This is a genomic window from Pseudomonas sp. PS01299 (assembly GCF_029960145.1).
GTDB lineage: Bacteria > Pseudomonadota > Gammaproteobacteria > Pseudomonadales > Pseudomonadaceae > Aquipseudomonas > Aquipseudomonas putida_A.
Window position 1 is genome coordinate 18,766 of sequence record NZ_JASCPO010000045.1, and the last position, 18,068, is coordinate 36,833.

Consider the following 18,068-nt stretch of genomic DNA (forward strand, 5'->3'; position numbering starts at 1 on the left):
CGATCAAGTAATACGTTGTTCCATTGAGTAATACTTTAGGGGTATGACATGTCGACGACCATGACCAGCAAGGGGCAAGTCACAATTCCCAAGCCAATTCGTGATGCTTTGCATCTTACGCCGGGCTCGGCCATTGAGTTCAGCGTCAACGATCATGGCGAAGTGGTTCTGCATAGTGCTAAGCGCGAATCGGGAAAAGCGCGAGCTCCTGATCGATTTGATGCCGTAAGGGGCAAAGCCGATATCAAATGGCGAACCGATGATTTAATGGCCTTGCTCCGAGGGGATGATTGATGGTGCTGGTCGATACGAATGTGTTGATTGATGTGCTCGAAGACGATCCGGTCTGGGCCGATTGGTCGATTCAGCAACTTCGTGCTCAATCACTGATCCATGAGTTAGCTATCAATCCGATAGTTTATGCAGAGCTATCACAGACATTTTCGACGTTTGAGGCATTGGACGGAGTAGTGAATCAACTGGGATTGGTCATGCAGGACATTCCCAGACCCGCACTGTTTTTAGCTGGTAAGGCCTTCGTGAAGTATCGGAAGGTTGGCGGTGGAAAGCATAATGTTCTGGCGGATTTTTTCATCGGAGCACATGCGGCCGTTAAAAAATTGCCCTTGTTGACAAGAGACTCCAAGCGTTACCGCAATTATTTCCCTTCAGTCGAATTGATAACGCCGTCCTGAGCTTATGGATTGCTACACGACGTGCGGTCTCGCAAATCGCCCCGGTAACAATGAATCTACCGGGGCGATTCTGCTTTATCGACTCACCTTCCACGCATCCCCAGCCGGCGCCTTGCCATGGTCATACGGCTTGCCAATCCACATGTAAATCAGCCCCAAACCAATCACGATCGCAGTGCTAAGCACCATCGCATAGTTCACATACCAAGCCGCATCCGGCGTACGCGGCCAGGCCATGTTGATGATTGCGCCGACGCCATACACCAGCGCGCCGATGTTCACTGGCCAGCCCCACGCGCCGAGGGTGAATTTGCCGCTGGGTTTCCAGCCTTTCATTCGCGCGTACAAAGCGGCCAGCACGATCATCTGGAACGCGAGGTAGATGCCGATGGCGGCGAAGCTGACGATGGTGGCCACGGCGTCTTGCAGGAAGAAGCCGAGGGCGATGATCAGGGCGGGCAGGACGCCGGACACGAACAGTGCGGCAACTGGCACCTGGGTTGTAGGAGAAATCTTTTTCAGCAGTCGGCTGCCGATCACCATTTCGTCGCGAGCGTAGGAGTACAGCAGACGACTCGCCGCAGCCTGCAGGCTGATGACGCAGGAGATGAAGGAAATCATTACCACGCCCATCACTACTTTCGAGCCGATCGGGCCGAAGGCGTTGTTGAGGATGGTGGTGACCGGGTCCTTGTCGGTGCCGTTGATCACCGCTTGCATGTCCGGCACGGCGAGGATCAGCGCCAGGCAGGCGAACATCGCCGCGACGCCGCCGATGTAGATGGTCATGCGCATGGCCACCGGGATTTTTGCGCTGGGGTTCGGAGTTTCTTCGGCAACGTCGCCGCAGGCCTCGAAGCCGTAGTAGAGGAACATCCCGGCCAGCGAAGCGGTGAGGAACGCCGGCAGGTACGAGCCGTCGACGCGGATGTCGAAGGTGTTGAACAGCACGCTCAGAGGCTGGTGACGCTCGAAGATCAGCAGGTACACGCCGACGATTACCGCGCCGACCAGTTCGCAGAGGAAGCCGAACATGGCGATACGCGCCAGCACTTTGGTGCCGCTCAGATTGACCAGCGTGGCGAACAAGGTCAGCACCAGCGCGATGACGATGTTGGTGTTGTTGCTCGGCTCAAACCCGAGCATCGCCGCCAGATACGGGCCGGCACCGACGGCCACCGCCGCGATGGTCACGCACAGGGCGATGGAGTAGATCCAGCCGACCATCCACGCCCATTTTTTGCCGACCAGACGTCGCGCCCATGGATAAACGCCGCCGGAAATCGGGAACTGCGAGACCACTTCGCCGAAGATCAGGCACACCAGCAACTGGCCGCAACCGACCAGTAGATAGGCCCAGAACATCGGTGGCCCGCCGGCCGCGAGGCACAGGCCGAACAGGGTATAAACCCCCACGACCGGTGACAGATAGGTGAACCCTAAAGCGAAGTTTTCCCACAGGCTCATGCTGCGGTTGAAGTTCGAGGTGTAGCCGAGTTTGCGCAGTTGTTCGGCATCGCTGTCGGCAACGGCGGCCGAGAATTCGGGTGAGGCATTCATGGGTGTTTGCTCCGGGAAATCGGCAGATTTCGGATGGCCGAAGCCGTGGCGGGGCTTAGCGGCGCCGCCCGGGTCGGTAGTTATTGTTTTGGAATCCTGGTGGTGCGTAATGCCGGTTTTCTTCCTGAAACCGAGGTGACGCCTTCGCGAGCAAGCCCGCTCCCACCTTGGAATGCGTCCCCCTGTGGGAGCGGGCTTGCTCGCGAAGCTTTTAAAGGCTTAGTGCTTGAACATCACATGCCGAACCGTGGTGTAGTCCTCCAGCCCGTACATGGACATGTCCTTGCCGTAGCCGGACAATTTCTGACCGCCATGGGGCATTTCGCTGACGAGCATGAAGTGTGTGTTGACCCAGGTGCAGCCGTACTGCAACCGCGCCGACAAGCGATGGGCGCGTCCGACATCCGCCGTCCACACCGAGGAGGCGAGGCCGTAGTCGGAATCGTTGGCCCACTCCAGCGCCTGCGCTTCATCGGTGAACTTGGTTACCGACACCACCGGCCCGAACACTTCACGGCGGACGATCTCGTCATCCTGCTGCGCGTCGGCCAGCACCGTCGGTTCGAAGAAGAAACCGTTGCCTTCCACAGCCTTGCCGCCGGTGATCAAGCGAATGTGCGACTGCGCCACGGCGCGTTCGACGAACGCGGCGACGCGGTCGCGATGCTGCGCGGTGATCAATGGCCCCAGTTCGGTCGACGGATCATCCTGCAAGCCGTACTTGATGCTGCTCACCGCCGCGCCGAGCTTCTCGACAAACTTGTCGTAGATGCCTTGCTGCGCATAGATCCGGCACGCGGCGGTGCAGTCCTGCCCGGCGTTGTAGAAACCGAAGGTGCGGATGCCTTCGACGGCGGCATCGATGTCGGCGTCGTCGAAGATGATCACCGGCGCCTTGCCACCCAGTTCCATGTGCAGGCGTTTGACGCTGTCGGCGGTGCTGGAAATGATGTTCGAGCCAGTGGCGATGGAGCCAGTCAGCGAGACCATGCGCACTTTAGGATGCGTGACCAACGGGCTGCCGACGCTAGGACCGCGACCGAATACCAAATTGAGTACACCGGCCGGGAAGATTTCCGACGCCAGTTCGGCCAGACGCAACGCGGTCAGCGGGGTTTGTTCCGACGGCTTGAGCACCACGGTATTACCGGCAGCGAGGGCCGGGGCGATTTTCCAGGCGACCATCATCAACGGGTAGTTCCACGGCGCGATGGAGGCAATTACGCCCACCGGGTCGCGGCGGATCATCGAAGTATGGCCGGGCAGGTATTCGCCACCGGCCGAACCGCTCATGCAACGGCTGGCGCCAGCGAAGAAACGGAACACGTCGGCAATCGCCGGGATCTCGTCGTTCAGTGCAGCGCTGTAGGGTTTGCCGCAGTTGTCGGATTCGAGTTTCGCCAGTTCCTCGCCATGAGCTTCGATGGCGTCGGCGAGTTTGAGCAGCAGCAGCGAACGGTCTTTCGGCGTGGTTTGCGACCATTCGGCGAACGCGTTATCGGCGGCGCGCACGGCGGCATCGACCTGGGCCTCGGAGGCTTCGTTGATCTCCACCAGTATGCTGCCGAGCGCCGGGTTGAGCACCGGTTGGGCCGGGCCTTCGCCGTTGACCAGGTGGCCGTTGATCAAGAGTCTGGTTTGCATGTCTGTTGTCCTCTTCGAAGCAATTGTTATTTTTCTGAAGAAACCGGGTTCCATTGTGGGAGCGGGCTTGCTCGCGAAAGCGGTGGGTCAGCCGACATCAATGCTGAATTTGATTGCCTCTTCGCGAGCAAGCCCGCTCCCACATTTCGATCCAGTTTCTTCAGTTATTCGGTTATTTCTCGCCACTGCCCGCGACACTCTCGCCACCCCGGGTCAGGTAATACGCGCCGAGAATCGGCAGCATGGTCACCATCATCACCAGCATGGCGACGACGTTGGTCACCGGCACATCCCGTGGGCGGCTGAGCTGGTTGAGCAGCCACAACGGCAACGTGCGCTCATGCCCGGCGGTGAACGTGGTGACGATGATTTCGTCGAACGACAGCGCAAAGGCGAGCATGCCGCCGGCCAACAGCGCCGAGCCGAGGTTCGGCAGGATGATGTAGCGGAAGGTCTGCCAACCATCGGCACCCAGATCCATCGAGGCTTCGATCAAACTGTGCGAAGTACGCCGCAGACGGGCGATGACGTTGTTGTAGACGATCACCACGCAGAACGTCGCGTGACCAACGATGATGGTGAACATCCCCGGCTCGATCCCCAGTGTCTTGAACGTCGCCAGCAGCGCGATCCCGGTGATGATCCCCGGCAGGGCGATCGGCAAAATCAGCATCAGCGAAATGCCCTGCTTGCCGAAGAAATCGCGGCGGTACAACGCTGCCGAAGCCAGCGTACCTAGCACCATCGCGATCAACGTGGCGATGGCGGCAATCTGCAGCGAGAGCTTGATCGCCTCCAGCACATCCGGCCGCGAAAACGCCACGCTGAACCAGTGCAGGGTGAAGCCCTTCGGCGGAAAGCTGAACGCCGCTTCCTCGGTGTTGAAGGCGTAAAGAAAGATGATCAGGATCGGGAAGTGCAGAAACACCAACCCGCCCCAGGCGGCAATGCGCAGGCCCAGTGAAGCGCGCTCAGAGTGCATCGAAGGCCCCCAGACGTTTGACGATGGACAGGTAAACCGCGATCAGCACAATCGGCACCAACGTGAACGCTGCGGCCATCGGCATGTTGCCGATCGCACCTTGCTGCGCGTAGACCATGCTGCCGACGAAGTAACCCGGCGGCCCGACCAATTGCGGCACGATGAAGTCGCCCAGGGTCAGGGAAAAAGTGAAGATCGAACCGGCAGCAATTCCCGGAATCGACAGCGGCAGAATCACCTGCATGAAGGTCTGACGCGGCTTGGCGCCAAGGTCGGCGGAAGCCTGCAACAGCGATGGCGGCAGACGCTCCAGCGACGCCTGAATCGGCAGGATCATGAATGGCAGCCAGATGTAGACGAACACCATGAACCGTCCCAGGTGCGAGGTCGACAAGGTGCTGCCGCCCACCCCGGGAATCCCCAGAATGAACTGCAACACCGGTTCCAGCCCCAGATGCTGGACGAACCACTGCGCGACACCGCCCTTGGCCAGCAGCAACGTCCAGGCGTAGGCCTTGACGATGTAACTGGCCCACATCGGCATCATCACCGCGATGTAGAAAAACGCCTTGGTCTTGCCCGTGGTGTAGCGCGCCATGTAGTAGGCAATCGGGAACGCGACGATGGCGCTGGCGATCGACACGACGATGGCCATGCTCAGCGTGCGCAGGATGATGTCGAAGTTCGACGGCTGGAACAGCGCGGCAAAATTCGCCAGCGTGAGGTCAGGGGTGACCGCCATGGTGAAGTCGTCAAAGGTGTAGAACCCCTGCCACAACAGCACCAGCAACGAGCCGAGGTAGATCGCGCCGAACCACAGCAACGGCGGCACCAGCAGCAGCGACAGATAAAGATTCGGCTTGCGATAGAGCAGGTTGGAAAACCGCCGCAACGGCGGTGCCTGGGTCATTGCGAGCGTGCTCATTTCAGACCCCGCTCGCGACGGTGTCATGCAGCGGGATCATCGCTTCCCGCGCCCAGCGTGCGCTCAGGCGTTGGCCGGTCTGGTGCTGCGCGCTGCTGTCGATCCACTGATTGTTGGCGTGGCTGATGCTCAGGGTCTGGCCGTTTTCCAGCGTCAGTTCATAGCGCGTGGCGCTGCCCTGATACTGGATGTCGTGGAGCAGACCGCTGACTTCGATTTCATGGCTGGCGAGCGGCCCTTCGGCAAAACGCACGTGCTCGGGGCGAATCGAAAACGGCTGCGGATGGCCGCTGAGCTGGCGCGCCAGATCGCCGCGAATCACGTTCGAGGTGCCGACGAATTCAGCCACGAATGTGGTGGTCGGTTTCATGTACAGATTGCGCGGGGTGTCGACCTGTTCGATGCGGCCCTTGTTGAATACAGCGACGCGATCGGACATCGACAGCGCCTCGGTCTGGTCGTGAGTGACGAAGATGAAAGTGATGCCGAGCTGGCGTTGCAGCTTCTTCAGTTCACTCTGCATCTGCTCGCGCAGTTTCAGGTCGAGCGCGCCCAACGGTTCATCAAGCAACAGCACGCGCGGGCGATTGACCAAGGCGCGGGCGAGGGCGACACGCTGGCGCTGACCGCCGGACAACTGCACCGGTTTGCGCGCGCCATAACCGCCGAGGGCGACCATGGCCAACGCCTCTTCGGCGCGCTTGTGGCGCTCGGTTTTGCTCACGCCTTTGACCTTCAAGCCATAGGCGACGTTGTCCAGCACGTTCATGTGCGGGAACAGCGCGTAGTCCTGGAAGACGGTGTTCACATCACGTTGATACGGCGGCAGACCGGCCGCTTCGGCGCCGTGAATGCGGATCGAGCCGGCGCTCGGTTGTTCGAAACCGGCGATCAGGCGCAGGCAGGTGGTCTTGCCCGAGCCGGAAGGGCCGAGCATGGAAAAGAACTCGCCGTCCTGGATGTCGATGGAAACCCGGTCAACGGCTTTCACTTCGCCGAACTGCCGGGAAACGTTGGTGAACTGGACTGCAAGCGTCATGGTGCGGTGCTCCAAAAAGGCGTGGGCTGTCGCAGCGGTCCTCGCCTGGACTTCTGAAAAAACTGAAACATCTAACGGTGAATGCGATCCGCTTTTAGCTCCCTCTCCCTCCGGGAGAGGGCGGGGGGTGAGGGTGGCCTCATTGGCCGTCGCCCTTCAATCAAGAGCAAAGCCAAAAGCCACCCCCTCACCCCAGCCCTCTCCCCCAGGGGGGAGAGGGGAAAGGGAGTTAGACCAAGTTGCTCTCGGGCTTACCTGCCGCCCATGATCGCAATGTAATCCTGAGTCCAGCGGCTATAAGGCACGAACTTGCCGCCCTCGGCCTGCGGGGTTTTCCAGAAGGCGATCTTGTCGAACTGGTCGAAGCCATTGGTCTTGCAGCCCTCGGCGCCGAGCAGTTCGCTCTCCTTGCACGCCGCCGGCACTGCTGGCAGCGAACCAAACCACGCCGCCACGTCACCCTGGACTTTCGGCTGCAACGACCAGTCCATCCACTTGTACGCGCAGTTCGGATGCTTGGCTTCGGCGTGCAGCATGGTGGTGTCGGCCCAACCGGTAGCGCCTTCTTTCGGGATGGTCGAGGCGATCGGCTGTTTCTCGTTGATCAGGCCGTTGACCTGATACGGCCAGGCGCTCGACGCGACAACACCTTCGTTCTTGAAGTCGCTCATTTGTACCGTAGTGTCGTGCCAGTAGCGGTGAATCAATGGCTGCTGCGCCCGCAACAGATCAAGCACAGCCTTGTACTGCGCTTCGGTGAGTTGATACGGATCCTTGATCCCCAGCTCAGGTTTGGCGGTCTTCAGGTACAGCGCCGCGTCGGCGATGTAGATCGGGCCGTCATAAGCCTGCACGCGGCCCTTGTTCGGTTTGCCGTCGGGGAAATTCTGCGCGTCGAACAGTACGTTCCAGCTGGTCGGCGGCGTCTTGAACACGTTGGTGTTGTACATCAGCACGTTCGGGCCCCACTGATACGGGGTGCCGTAGGTCTGGTTGTTGACTACGTACCACGGCGCATCTTTCAGCCGTGGGTCGAGGGTTTTCCAGTTCGGGATCAACGCGGTGTTGATCGGTTGCACGCGCTTGCCGACGATCAGGCGCAACGAGGCATCGCCCGAAGCGGTGACCAGATCGTAACCACCCTTGGCCATCAGGCTGACCATCTCGTCGGAGGTCGCGGCGGTCTTGACGTTGACCTTGCAGCCGGTTTCCTTCTCGAAACCGCTCACCCAGTCGTAGGCCTTGTCGCTCTCGCCACGTTCGATGTAGCCCGGCCAGGCCACGATATCCAGCTGACCCTCGCCGGCGCCGACCGCCTTCAGCGGCTCGGCCGCTTGCAGGCTGGCGCTGGCCAGCAGGGCTGTGGTGATTGCACTGAGCAGTGCGGTCTTGTGCACGAACATGGTTGAACCCTCTTCTTTAAATTATGGTCGGGGCAGTTGTGAACGCGGTGAAGCATGCCGTTGGCGGCTTGTTATTAGCGTAGTCAGAGATGCTGGCCGTGGCGGGCCATGATGTGCCGCACCACGCTGTAGTCCTGCAGCGAGTCACTGGATAAGTCTTTGCCGTAACCCGAACGTTTCAGCCCGCCGTGGGGCATTTCGCTGACCAGCATGAAATGGCTATTGATCCAGGTGCAGCCGTACTGCAAGCGGGCGGCGACCTGCATTGCCTTGTCCAGATTCTGCGTCCACACCGACGAGGCGAGGCCGTATTCGGAGTCGTTGGCCCAGTCCACGGCTTGCGCGAGTTCGTCGAATCGGGTCACGGTGACCACCGGGCCGAACACTTCGCGCTGGACGATTTCATCAGTCTGTTTGCAACCGGCCAGCAACGTCGGCTGGTAGAAGAACCCGGCGCCGGAATGCACCGCCGCGCCGGTCACCCGCTCGATGTGCGGCTGGCCGAGGGCGCGTTCGACGAAACTGGCGACGCGGTCGCGCTGGCGGGTGCTGATCAGCGGGCCGATCTCGTTGTCGGCATCGCGCTTGCCGGCGAAGCGCAGGCTGCTGACCGCTGCGCCGAGCTCGGCGACCAATTTGTCGTGAATGCCTGTTTGCGCGTAGATCCGGCACGCGGCTGTGCAGTCCTGCCCGGCGTTGTAGTAACCGTAAGTGCGCACGCCATCGACCACCGCTTGAATATCCGCGTCGTTGCAGACGATCACCGGGGCCTTGCCGCCGAGTTCCAGGTGTGTGCGTTTGAGGGTTTTCGCTGCAGCCTGGAGAATCTTCTGCCCGGTGACGATATCGCCGGTCAGCGAGACCATGCGCACCTTGGCGTGACCGACCAGATGGCTACCGACGCCTTCGCCACCGCCGCAGATGATGTTGATCACCCCGCGCGGCAGGATCTCGGCGAGTGCTGGCGCCAGTGCGAGGATCGACAGCGGTGTGTGTTCCGACGGCTTGAACACCAGCGTATTGCCGGCGGCGAGGGCCGGGGCGATTTTCCACGCGGCCATCATGATCGGGTAGTTCCACGGCGCAATCGACGCCACCACGCCAATCGGATCGCGACGCACCATGCTGGTGTAACCCGGCAGGTACTCGCCACTGAGCTGACCGGTCTGGCAGCGCACGGCACCAGCGAAGAAGCGGAACACGTCGACGGTGGCGGTCAGATCGTCCTGCCGCGCCAAGTGCAGCGGCTTGCCGCAGTTCAGCGCTTCGAGGCGAGCGAGGTAATCGGCGTGTTTTTCGACGGCGTTGGCGATGTCCAGCAGCAGACTGGAACGTTGTTGCGGCGTGGTGCGTGACCATTCGGCAAAGGCACGGTGGGCGGCGAGGATCGCGGTTTCGACCTGCTCGGTGCTGGCCTCGGCGATGTGGGTGAGGATTTCACCGCTGGCCGGGTTGAGGATCGGTTCGACAAAACCCTGCCCGGCGACCAGTTCGCCGTCGATCAACAACGCGGTACACATCGGGGTCTGCACGCCAGCCATTTTCCGCGATCTCTTTTCTTGTGTGGTCATTGTGGCTCCCGTGCCCGGGAGCCGACCGTCTTATAGATGCAGCAAGACTAGTGCGCGGCTCCGAGGTCGACAAATTCTAAATACTGAAGGTGGCATTCGATTAAATAGATGGCTTGCGTCCGCCGTGCGGCTGCTCGCGGGCTACGGTCAGAAATGGATCAACCAGGGCAGGGCGCGCGGTCCCACGGCGCCAGGCCAGACCGACATCGAGGGTCTGGTTGAGGTCGGCAATCGGCCGCGCTTCGATGATGTCGCCCTCCAGTGACCACGGGCGGTAAGTCATGTCCGGTTGAATCGATACGCCCAGACCTGCCGCCACCAGACTTCGCACCGCCTCGGTGGATGCGGTTCTGAGAGTGATCTTCGGTTGCAGCCCGGCGCCGCGCCACAAGCGCTGGGCATTGCGATCCATCTCGTCGACGTTCAGTTGAATCAGCGGCTCGCGAGCGACGTCGGCGAGGTTGATGCTGTCGTGTTCCAGCAGCGGATGTTGGGCCGGCAGCCACAGACGGTGCGGCGAGTGGGTCAGCACTTCGGTCTGCAGGGCGTGGCGGTCTTCGAGGTTGGACAGGATCAGCACGCCGACATCGATTTCGCCGCTGACCAGCAAATGCTCGATGTACGGCCGCTCGTCTTCCATCACCCGGATCTCGACGTTGGGATAGGCACGCTGGAACCGGGTGAGCAGATCGGCGAGGTAATAACCGGCGACCAGGCTGGTTACGCCGACGATCAACTGACCGGCGACCTGATCGGTGCTCTGTTGCAGGCTGCGCTTGGCGTTGTCCACCGTGGCCAGAATCAGGTGCGCCTGGCGTAGGAATTGATGACCCTGATGCGTCAGCGTCATGCCTTTGGCGTGGCGGCTGAACAGGCTGACGCCGATTTCCTCTTCCAGTTGCTGAATGGCGAGGGTCAGGGTCGATTGGGAAATAAACGCGGTTTGCGCGGCGGCGGAAATCGAGCCGGTCTCGGCCACCGCGATGAAGTGACGGATCTGACGCAGGGTCATCATGAGGGGGGGTACCCGGTGGGCGGTTTTTATAGATTGGCCTGAGTGTATATCTATTTTCGCGAAGGGCCTGCGCCTGCTGAGCAACATCTGGAAGCACACTTGCGGGCAGGGCCGGGGCACTTTCGAACTAGGCTGAGGGCCTGATAGATCCGGATAACCCCTGTTTTGGAGGCGGAATATGAACACCCGTGGATTGCTCGATCAACTACTCAAGTCTGGCCAGGATCTTTTGCAGAACAAGGCCGGTGGCGCGCAGAACAAACCCGCGGCTGGCGGGCTGGGCGGTTTGCTGGGTGGGTCTTCAGGCTCCGGTGCGCTGGGCGGCCTGCTCTCGGGGGCAGGCGGTGGTGCTCTGGCGGCCGGGGCCATGGGCCTGCTGCTCGGCAGCAAAAAGGCGCGAAAGGTCGGCGGCAAAGTTGCGGTCTACGGTGGCCTCGCTGCCCTTGGTGTGCTGGCCTATAAGGCTTACGGCAACTGGAACGCCCAGAAAGGCACCGCCCCACAAACCGAACCGCAAACCCTGGATCGTCTGCCACCGGCGCAAGCCGAGCAGCACAGCCAGGCGATTCTCAAAGCACTGGTCGCCGCCGCCAAGGCTGACGGCCACATCGATGATCGCGAACGCCAGTTGATCGAGGGCGAGTTCACCAAACTCGACAACGATCAGGAACTGCAACACTGGCTGCACGCCGAACTTAACAAACCCCTCGACCCCACCGACGTCGCCCGTGCTGCGAGTACGCCGGAGATGGCGGCGGAGATGTACATCGCCAGTGTGATGCTGGTGGACGAGGAGAGCTTTATGGAGAAGAGCTACCTGGATGAACTGGCGAAGCAGTTGAAGCTGGAGCCGGGGTTGAAGGTGGAGTTGGAGAAGCAGGTGCGACAGTTGTGAATTGGTTCCTCATCCAGGCCGATGAACATCATCAAAATCATCGGCCTTCGGAGTAGCAACGATGCCTTTCGCTTCTTGAGCGCGGTAATACGCCTCAATCGTCAACAATGGATCGATACGCGCTTTGACAATGCAAGCTTCCTTTTGCCATGGATACTCATGTAACTGCTTGGACAGAGTCTTCAGACCACCTGTGATCCATCCCTTTTCCGACTGATCTCTCCATCGTCTTGGGTTGCGGCCTGTTTTCACATCGTAGGCTGCAGTTACGGGATCAAGATGGCGGCTTTGCTCAAGCACAGGCAAGTCGGGCAATGGCTGCGTTACATCCATGTAGCGCTGCAGGCAGTCCCAGAAAGCGAGTGCGTTGGCCTGATCCAGCCCGAGCGAGTGAACCTTGGTGGCCAAGCAAATTTTATTATCCGTATAGCGGTGATTTAACCACAGCGCATAGTCATGGGAGCCGAAGCCATTAGGAAGCAGCTGAAGCACTGGGTCGAACTCTTCAAACGGGGCAACGAATAACTTTCGGAAACGCCTTTTGAACCTGAGCATGCCGTCAGTTCGATTGAATTCGCTGCCATCGTGTGTGCTGATTTTGCTATGAATCCACAGCAGTGCGTCGGTACCAAGGGACGCTACGAAATACAGAAAGGCGCCCGCCCATAGGGCGATACACATAGAGTTTGCACTGAATAATGAGTCTTTTATCCAATAGGTAGCAATTGCACCGGCTACAAATCCCAATATTTGCATGTGGTGAAGAAATTTATTTCCCGTCATGAATAACACGAGAGAGGAGAGCATCAAAATGGCAGTTGAAATACCAATGATCGCTCCTCCTGCGGTGCCAGGGTTGCCATATCCTAACTCTGTGCCTATAGAACCAAAGACCCCCAAAACCCAAGGCGCCCAGATGAACGAATAGCTGATGAGCTTAAGTACGAAGAAAAAATGGGTGGCTTTGCTGGCGTTCTGAAACTTCCAGCGTTCATGACTGCAATAGGATTCTATAACGTTATCGATTTTTTTATCTGAGTCAGAGAGTCTGATCGCTTCAAGTTGAGAGCTGACTTCCACCTCCGGTTCTAAATTGGCGTAATTGCCAAATGCGAGATGAGTGTTAAACATTCCGGTCCGGTTTGCATCTTCCCGCCAGCGAGGTGGTGGCAAAGGTTTTTTGCTATCGCTTCGATATGCTCCAATCGTATAAGTCGTATCTCTTTCTGTAATCATACTTTAGACTCGATTATCTCAATCTGCCAATAAGCTGGTGCGTCCTCGGCTGGAATTTTATCCGAAGGTGTTTGGCGATCTTTAGAAGTAAATGCTTTCCATTTTTTTGGGCTAGGTTGAGGCAGCACTAAAATATCTTCTGTTTCGTTAACGCTGAGTTCAAATTGCGCGCTGATTTTAAGCCCCTCCGTCATGTCGAAGCTATAGCGTTGCAGTGGATTAAGGTGCACGACGGGAAGGCTAGGTGACAGAATGTACAGTACACTGGTCGCATCGAGTGGTAAGGCAGAGATCTTTGGATTCGTCGCCGGTACACGGTGATACCGTTTGACCGCTAATAATCCAGACTTCTCTAATTTGCTTTGGAATTCTTGTACGATCAATCGGAACTTTTTATCATTTTCAAACATTGCGAGTAGAGGCGAGCTCAAAACTACAGCCCAGTCATTGTCATTCAGCAGTTGCTTTTCAGGAAGCACGCATTCCAGTGCCGAGTCAGGCTTTTTTGACCGATTGTTATCTGCGTTTTGTAATGCGATTCGATGAGCCGCTGGCGCCTTTTTGCGCCATTGCGATAAGCGCTCAACAAATATCTGGGGTCTCCCGATGATGCCCAGAAGTTGCTGATAAGCTATTTTCTGGTCTTTTAAATGGGTAAAAATATCACTCTTGCCAATGAGGCTGTCCAACATTCCTGCCTCGGCAAATTGAATCCCAAAAGGGCCTTTTTTTACGATTATTTCAGTATCGCTGTCAGTGAATATATTCGCAGCAATTGTGCCGCCGATAGTCATTAACACGCCAGCGAGCAAGATGTATGGATTTACAACCAGACCTAATCCATAAGCGCCCCACAAGCCGCTGCCAACTGCAACAACTCCATACGCTGCGGCGGCATCAGTATCGCCCTGACTGAAGGATCGGTAACTGTCCCATCCGCCCAGTACCGCACCTCCAAGGGTTGCGATACCGCCTACCGAACGAAGTAATGGTAGTTTTGAACTGCCCGTCTGGTTTTTTAGATTCTTTGCCCAGTTTGTGGAGATTTTCGCTATGTCAAATCGCGGCTTGGTTAACTTTTGCTCCATCGTTGAACCGAGTAGTAGCTTGCTGTGGCTTCCCAGCGCTGCAGATAAATCCAGTGTTGCGCTGGCTATCCCTGCGCTTCCTCGAAGGGTCTCATCACTACTGTTGAGGTCTTTATAGGCTTTTATCTGTGCCCAAATATTATATGTTGCAAAGGCAACCATGAGTGTTGGTATTGTTTTGTTTTTCTCTAAAGCTTGCGTAGCTGAACTCATTTGTACGCGAAAGGCGCTGTAACTTGCCAGGTCCGGGTGGTCCTTGGGTATTGCAATTACGGTTAAGTTACGCAGGCTTGGTCGTGAGGAGGCGCCGATTCGTGGACTTGTGCTACCTAAAATTCCACCTGATTGATTATGCAACGTCGCATAGCGATAACTTTTTCTGGTTAGTGCCTGACGTTCGACTTCAGTGATTCCACCGCGCAAACCAGCGCCTTGTACACCAATAACAACATAATCCTGTGCGAGCGCTTGGCCTTGTTGCATCAGTTTTATAGTTGCTACTTTTGGCAGTAGCACTGAGAGTGTAGAAAATGCGGGCGTGAATATACGATCAAGCTGAATTTTTGAGGCGTTTTGAGATAGTCGGCCAATTTGCGCGACTACACTTGCGCCAAAGTTATCGAATAAGTCAGCGAGAAAATAAACGAAACCCTTCCCCGCACTTGGCTGATCCACTGCTCCGGTCAACGTGGATGTCAGGATCAAAGTACTCAGCCCGGTCAATGCTGGGTCGGGCGCTTGGGCTGTTTTTCGAAGTTTGATAATTCGTTTTATCGTCTCTGGAAGCTGTTCCTGGTTTTTTGCTAATAACAGTGAGCCAAGCGGGTGCTCACCTTTCAATATGGCCTCGCAAATGCGATTTGCGGACGTAGTAATCTCTTTGTATCCTTCACCGGTATACATTGCATCGCAACGATCAGGTAACTGATTGAGCGCCTCAAGTATTTCGGTCATTAAACTGTAAGGCTCTAAGAGGCCCTCATCATTTCTATAGCACCAGTCAAGAAGGACTGTGTGCACTTTTCTGTCAGTTATTTCAATAAGGCGAGCCAGTCTTGCGGCCAATTGCTCTCGACATTTTTTTCGCTCCTCTTCAAATACGACACTCTGCAATTTGGGCAAATCGACCTTGTCTTTTAAGTCGGCCAATGGCCCTTCGAGCGTGCTGTACAAAACCTGAGCATATTGTCCATGTTGCTGATGGGGAACAAGAGCATTCAGAGTCTGCAGATAATCAACACATTCGCGAATTTGCGTCGTCGCGTGGCGCACTTCGTATAGCGGATCGTCGAGAATCATCCCAATCAGATGCGGGTAACCACGCAGTCCGTTTTGGGTCAGCAAATCCTCTCCAGCCTCCAGGGTCGGTAGAGCCGGCGGTGGCGCGTGTTTTATTTTTTGAGCGAGCTCTTCTTTGCGCTTTTGCAGCTTCACGATTAGCGCATCGGGTTTGAAGGCTGCGAAGTCCGGCGTGAACTGTGCAGGATCTTCCATAGCCGCTTCAATGCTGAAGTCGCGTGAACGCAGGCCTTTGGTCAGTTTTGCGATCGGTGTCGCGGGGTGAATTGATGTGGGTTTCCAGATCGTCGTCTCACCCGCTGTTGCTGCCCAGGCGGAGGCCATATTTTGGCTGCGGGCCCTTATTCGGCTCGGGTCTTCTTCCAGCCAGGTGATGTATTCCCACGTCCAGGAAACTTCACTAAAAGCCATGCTGAATTGTCGACCCAAAAAGCGGCCGTCGAGCATCATCGGTACCAGGATCAACTGCTGATTGACGCCTACTGGCTCACGTTTATCGGCGTTGCCTTTTTGATCCGCCACTTTTCGCCAGTGGACCAGGTCGACTTCGGCCAACTGCCCTTTACCATCAGTAACGAGTTCACGCCAAACCTTGTTGTTTTGGAACACATAGACGCGACCCACCCGCGGCACGCCGCCCTGCAGCGTTTCATTGAGCTTGTCGTGGCCGGGCAGGCGGGCCAGAGGTGTGACTGCAAGCACAATATTTTTCTGGAACCTGTCCAGTTCTTCAGTGGTTTTCGCGTCCACCATGACGGGAATCTGCAGGTGCCCGCCGTCGATACGTTCTACGTTAAGCACCAGCCGGTATTTTTGATCATTCTCGTAGTCGACCTTCTTACGCGTTCCTTCGTTAATGGACTTGTCCTTGAACTCACTCATGCCTTGTCCTCTGGCCCCAGCAATTGCAATTGGCTGCCTGATTCGGGATCGCCCCACACATCGACGATGAGGGCCTCTTTACCTTTTTCGCTGGTATTTCTCGCGGCGGGTTTATTTAGCGGTGCGTTGCCCAGGAGTTGTCCGACCGGCGCGGTATCTGCTGGCTTGGGTGGCACTGGCAGTGCCGCTGCAGCTCCCGTCCCGCTAACTGGACTGCCGCCGGAGTTCATGTCTATCACCGGGCCGCTCAGTGTAACGCCACTGGCGTCGATCTTGATGAAGCTGCCGCCGCCAATCAGGGTCAGTTCGCTACCGGCTTCCATTACGATTTTGGTGCCACTATCAAGATGAATCTCCTGACCGGCATCAATGAACTGGCCGGTGCCGATCTTGATGTGCTGGTTCACGCCCACGGTCAGGTGGTCGTTGGCGCGGGCTTCGACTTTGCGGTCGGCGTAGACGGTGTGGTGTTCTTCTGCCTTGAATTCGGTGTAGCTGTTTTGCTCGACGGTGTCGTGGCGTTCGTTGCCGACGCGGATCTTCTGGTCGTGCTCGATGTTCTCGTCCCAGTCGCGCTGGGCGTGCAGGTAGATCTGCTCCTGACCTTTCTTGTCTTCGATGCGCAGTTCGTTGTAGCCGCCACCGCCCATGGAGCTCAGGGTCTTGAAGGTGCTGCGGGTCTTGTTTGCCGGCAGCTCATACGGGACGGTGTTTTCCTTGTGGTACAGGCAGCCGCTGATCAGCGGTTGATCGGGGTCGCCTTCAAGGAAGGTCACCAGCACTTCCATGCCGATGCGCGGGATGGCGATGCCGCCGTACTGGGCGCCGGCCCAGGCGCTGGAGACGCGCAGCCAGCAACTGGTCTTGTCGTCGGCCTGGCCTTCGCGGTCCCAGTGGAACTGGACTTTGACCCGGCCGTACTCGTCGCAGTGAATCTCTTCACCTTTGGGGCCGGTCACCACGGCGCTCTGGCTGCCGAGGATGCGCGGTTTCGGGTGGCGCAGCGGTGGACGGTTGGGCACGTCCCACGGGGTCGCCTGAAAGCGGTTGCGATAGCCCTGATGGAAATCGTCTTTGAGGGCAGTGGTGTCGCTGGTCACCGACTCTTCCAGCACTTGCGGCTGCTTGCCTTCGTGCAGGACTTCGGTCAGCAGCCACAGGTCATTCCATTTGGCTTTCGGGTGCTCGGTCAGGGCGAGGAAATGACCGCTGACCAGAAGTGGCTGATCACTCTTGCCTTCGGCGAGCTGGAAGTCGCTGCGGTGACGTTCGAGGGCGCGTTTGGCCAGGTGCTTGCCGCGCTCGCGGTCGATGAAACGGCCCGGGTAGTCGTAGTCTTCGAGGTCGGGCAGGGCGTCGCCACGGTTTTCGCTTTCCAGGGTCAGGCGTGGTTTTTCGAAGTCGTAATCGCGGCGCGTGGTGCGGCTGGTGCGGGTTTCCAGGCGCAGGTCGAAACGCTTGATCACCGGGTTACTGGCGACCATGCCGGAGTCTTGCTGGTAGGCCACAGGCTTGAGTTTCGGGAACACCGTCTGGTCATCGCCGAACACCAGCTTGTGCGCCGTGGCGCTGTGCTGGAAGTGGTAGTGAATACCTTCTTCCTCGCACAGACGCTGGATGAAATGCAGGTCCGATTCATCGTATTGCACGCAGTAGATGCGCTCGGGATAGATCGAACCGGTCTTGAATTCGTAGGCGTTGCTTTGAATGCCGTGCTCTTCGAGAACCATGCCGATGATTTTCGGCACCGTGAGGTTCTGGAAGATCCGTTGGTTGACGCGGTGCGCCAGGTACGACAATTGCGGGCGCAGGGTCACCGAGTAGCGCGTCAGGC

Annotated in this window: 14 protein-coding genes; 3 read left to right on the plus strand and 11 right to left on the minus strand. The window is 57.8% G+C overall.

Annotated features, from left to right (window positions below):
• Positions 1 to 48: 48 nt before the first annotated feature.
• Both QMX91_RS10855 and QMX91_RS10860 read left to right on the plus strand, forming a co-directional pair.
• Complete coding sequence (locus tag QMX91_RS10855; RefSeq protein WP_082341390.1) at positions 49 to 294, plus strand: type II toxin-antitoxin system PrlF family antitoxin; 246 nt, start codon at positions 49 to 51, stop codon at positions 292 to 294.
• On the plus strand, positions 294 to 695 hold the full coding sequence (locus QMX91_RS10860) for a type II toxin-antitoxin system VapC family toxin (RefSeq protein ID WP_103306411.1): 402 nt from the start codon (positions 294 to 296) through the stop codon (positions 693 to 695). The genes QMX91_RS10855 and QMX91_RS10860 overlap by 1 nt, the downstream gene beginning before the upstream one ends.
• Before the next feature lie 75 nt (positions 696 to 770).
• On the opposite strand, the gene QMX91_RS10865 is transcribed toward QMX91_RS10860, so the two are convergent.
• The 8 genes from QMX91_RS10865 to QMX91_RS10900 form a co-directional block, all read right to left on the minus strand.
• On the minus strand, positions 771 to 2,255 hold the full coding sequence (locus QMX91_RS10865; protein WP_282412702.1) for an amino acid permease: 1,485 nt from the start codon (positions 2,253 to 2,255) through the stop codon (positions 771 to 773).
• Between the two features lie 219 nt (positions 2,256 to 2,474).
• Positions 2,475 to 3,899 (minus strand): gamma-aminobutyraldehyde dehydrogenase, encoded by a 1,425-nt coding sequence (locus QMX91_RS10870; RefSeq protein WP_282412703.1) that lies wholly within the window; start codon positions 3,897 to 3,899, stop codon positions 2,475 to 2,477.
• A 172-nt stretch (positions 3,900 to 4,071) separates the two neighbouring features.
• Positions 4,072 to 4,881, minus strand: coding sequence for an ABC transporter permease (locus QMX91_RS10875; protein WP_098967399.1), 810 nt, complete (start codon positions 4,879 to 4,881; stop codon positions 4,072 to 4,074).
• The gene (locus QMX91_RS10880) at positions 4,871 to 5,806 is read right to left on the minus strand and encodes an ABC transporter permease (protein ID WP_045122310.1); all 936 of its coding nucleotides are present in this window, start codon (positions 5,804 to 5,806) and stop codon (positions 4,871 to 4,873) included. The genes QMX91_RS10875 and QMX91_RS10880 overlap by 11 nt, the downstream gene beginning before the upstream one ends.
• A 1-nt stretch (position 5,807) precedes the next feature.
• Positions 5,808 to 6,845, minus strand: a complete 1,038-nt coding sequence (locus tag QMX91_RS10885) for an ABC transporter ATP-binding protein (protein ID WP_098967401.1) — start codon at positions 6,843 to 6,845, stop codon at positions 5,808 to 5,810.
• A gap of 251 nt (positions 6,846 to 7,096) precedes the next feature.
• Positions 7,097 to 8,248: a putative ABC transporter substrate-binding protein YdcS gene (gene ydcS, locus QMX91_RS10890; RefSeq protein ID WP_096795797.1), complete on the minus strand. Its 1,152-nt coding sequence runs from the start codon at positions 8,246 to 8,248 to the stop codon at positions 7,097 to 7,099.
• A gap of 83 nt (positions 8,249 to 8,331) precedes the next feature.
• Entirely contained in the window at positions 8,332 to 9,789 is a 1,458-nt protein-coding gene (locus QMX91_RS10895) for a gamma-aminobutyraldehyde dehydrogenase (RefSeq protein WP_098967403.1), read from the minus strand.
• A 130-nt stretch (positions 9,790 to 9,919) separates the two neighbouring features.
• Positions 9,920 to 10,834, minus strand: coding sequence for a LysR family transcriptional regulator (locus QMX91_RS10900; RefSeq protein ID WP_007967749.1), 915 nt, complete (start codon positions 10,832 to 10,834; stop codon positions 9,920 to 9,922).
• Positions 10,835 to 11,012: 178 nt separating this feature from the next.
• Here QMX91_RS10900 and QMX91_RS10905 point away from each other — a divergent pair, with 178 nt between their 5' ends.
• Complete coding sequence (locus QMX91_RS10905) at positions 11,013 to 11,729, plus strand: tellurite resistance TerB family protein (protein ID WP_098967404.1); 717 nt, start codon at positions 11,013 to 11,015, stop codon at positions 11,727 to 11,729.
• 9 nt (positions 11,730 to 11,738) lie between these two features.
• Here QMX91_RS10905 and QMX91_RS10910 read toward each other — a convergent pair whose 3' ends face one another.
• The 3 genes from QMX91_RS10910 to tssI form a co-directional block, all read right to left on the minus strand.
• Positions 11,739 to 12,410 carry a hypothetical protein gene (locus QMX91_RS10910; protein WP_134787553.1) on the minus strand — a complete coding sequence of 224 codons (672 nt, stop codon included), beginning with the start codon at positions 12,408 to 12,410 and terminating at the stop codon, positions 11,739 to 11,741.
• Between the two features lie 551 nt (positions 12,411 to 12,961).
• Positions 12,962 to 16,234 (minus strand): hypothetical protein, encoded by a 3,273-nt coding sequence (locus QMX91_RS10915; RefSeq protein WP_282412704.1) that lies wholly within the window; start codon positions 16,232 to 16,234, stop codon positions 12,962 to 12,964.
• On the minus strand, positions 16,231 to 18,068 hold a 1,838-nt coding region (gene tssI, locus QMX91_RS10920; RefSeq protein WP_282412705.1), incomplete at its 5' end, for a type VI secretion system tip protein TssI/VgrG. The genes tssI and QMX91_RS10915, both read right to left, overlap by 4 nt.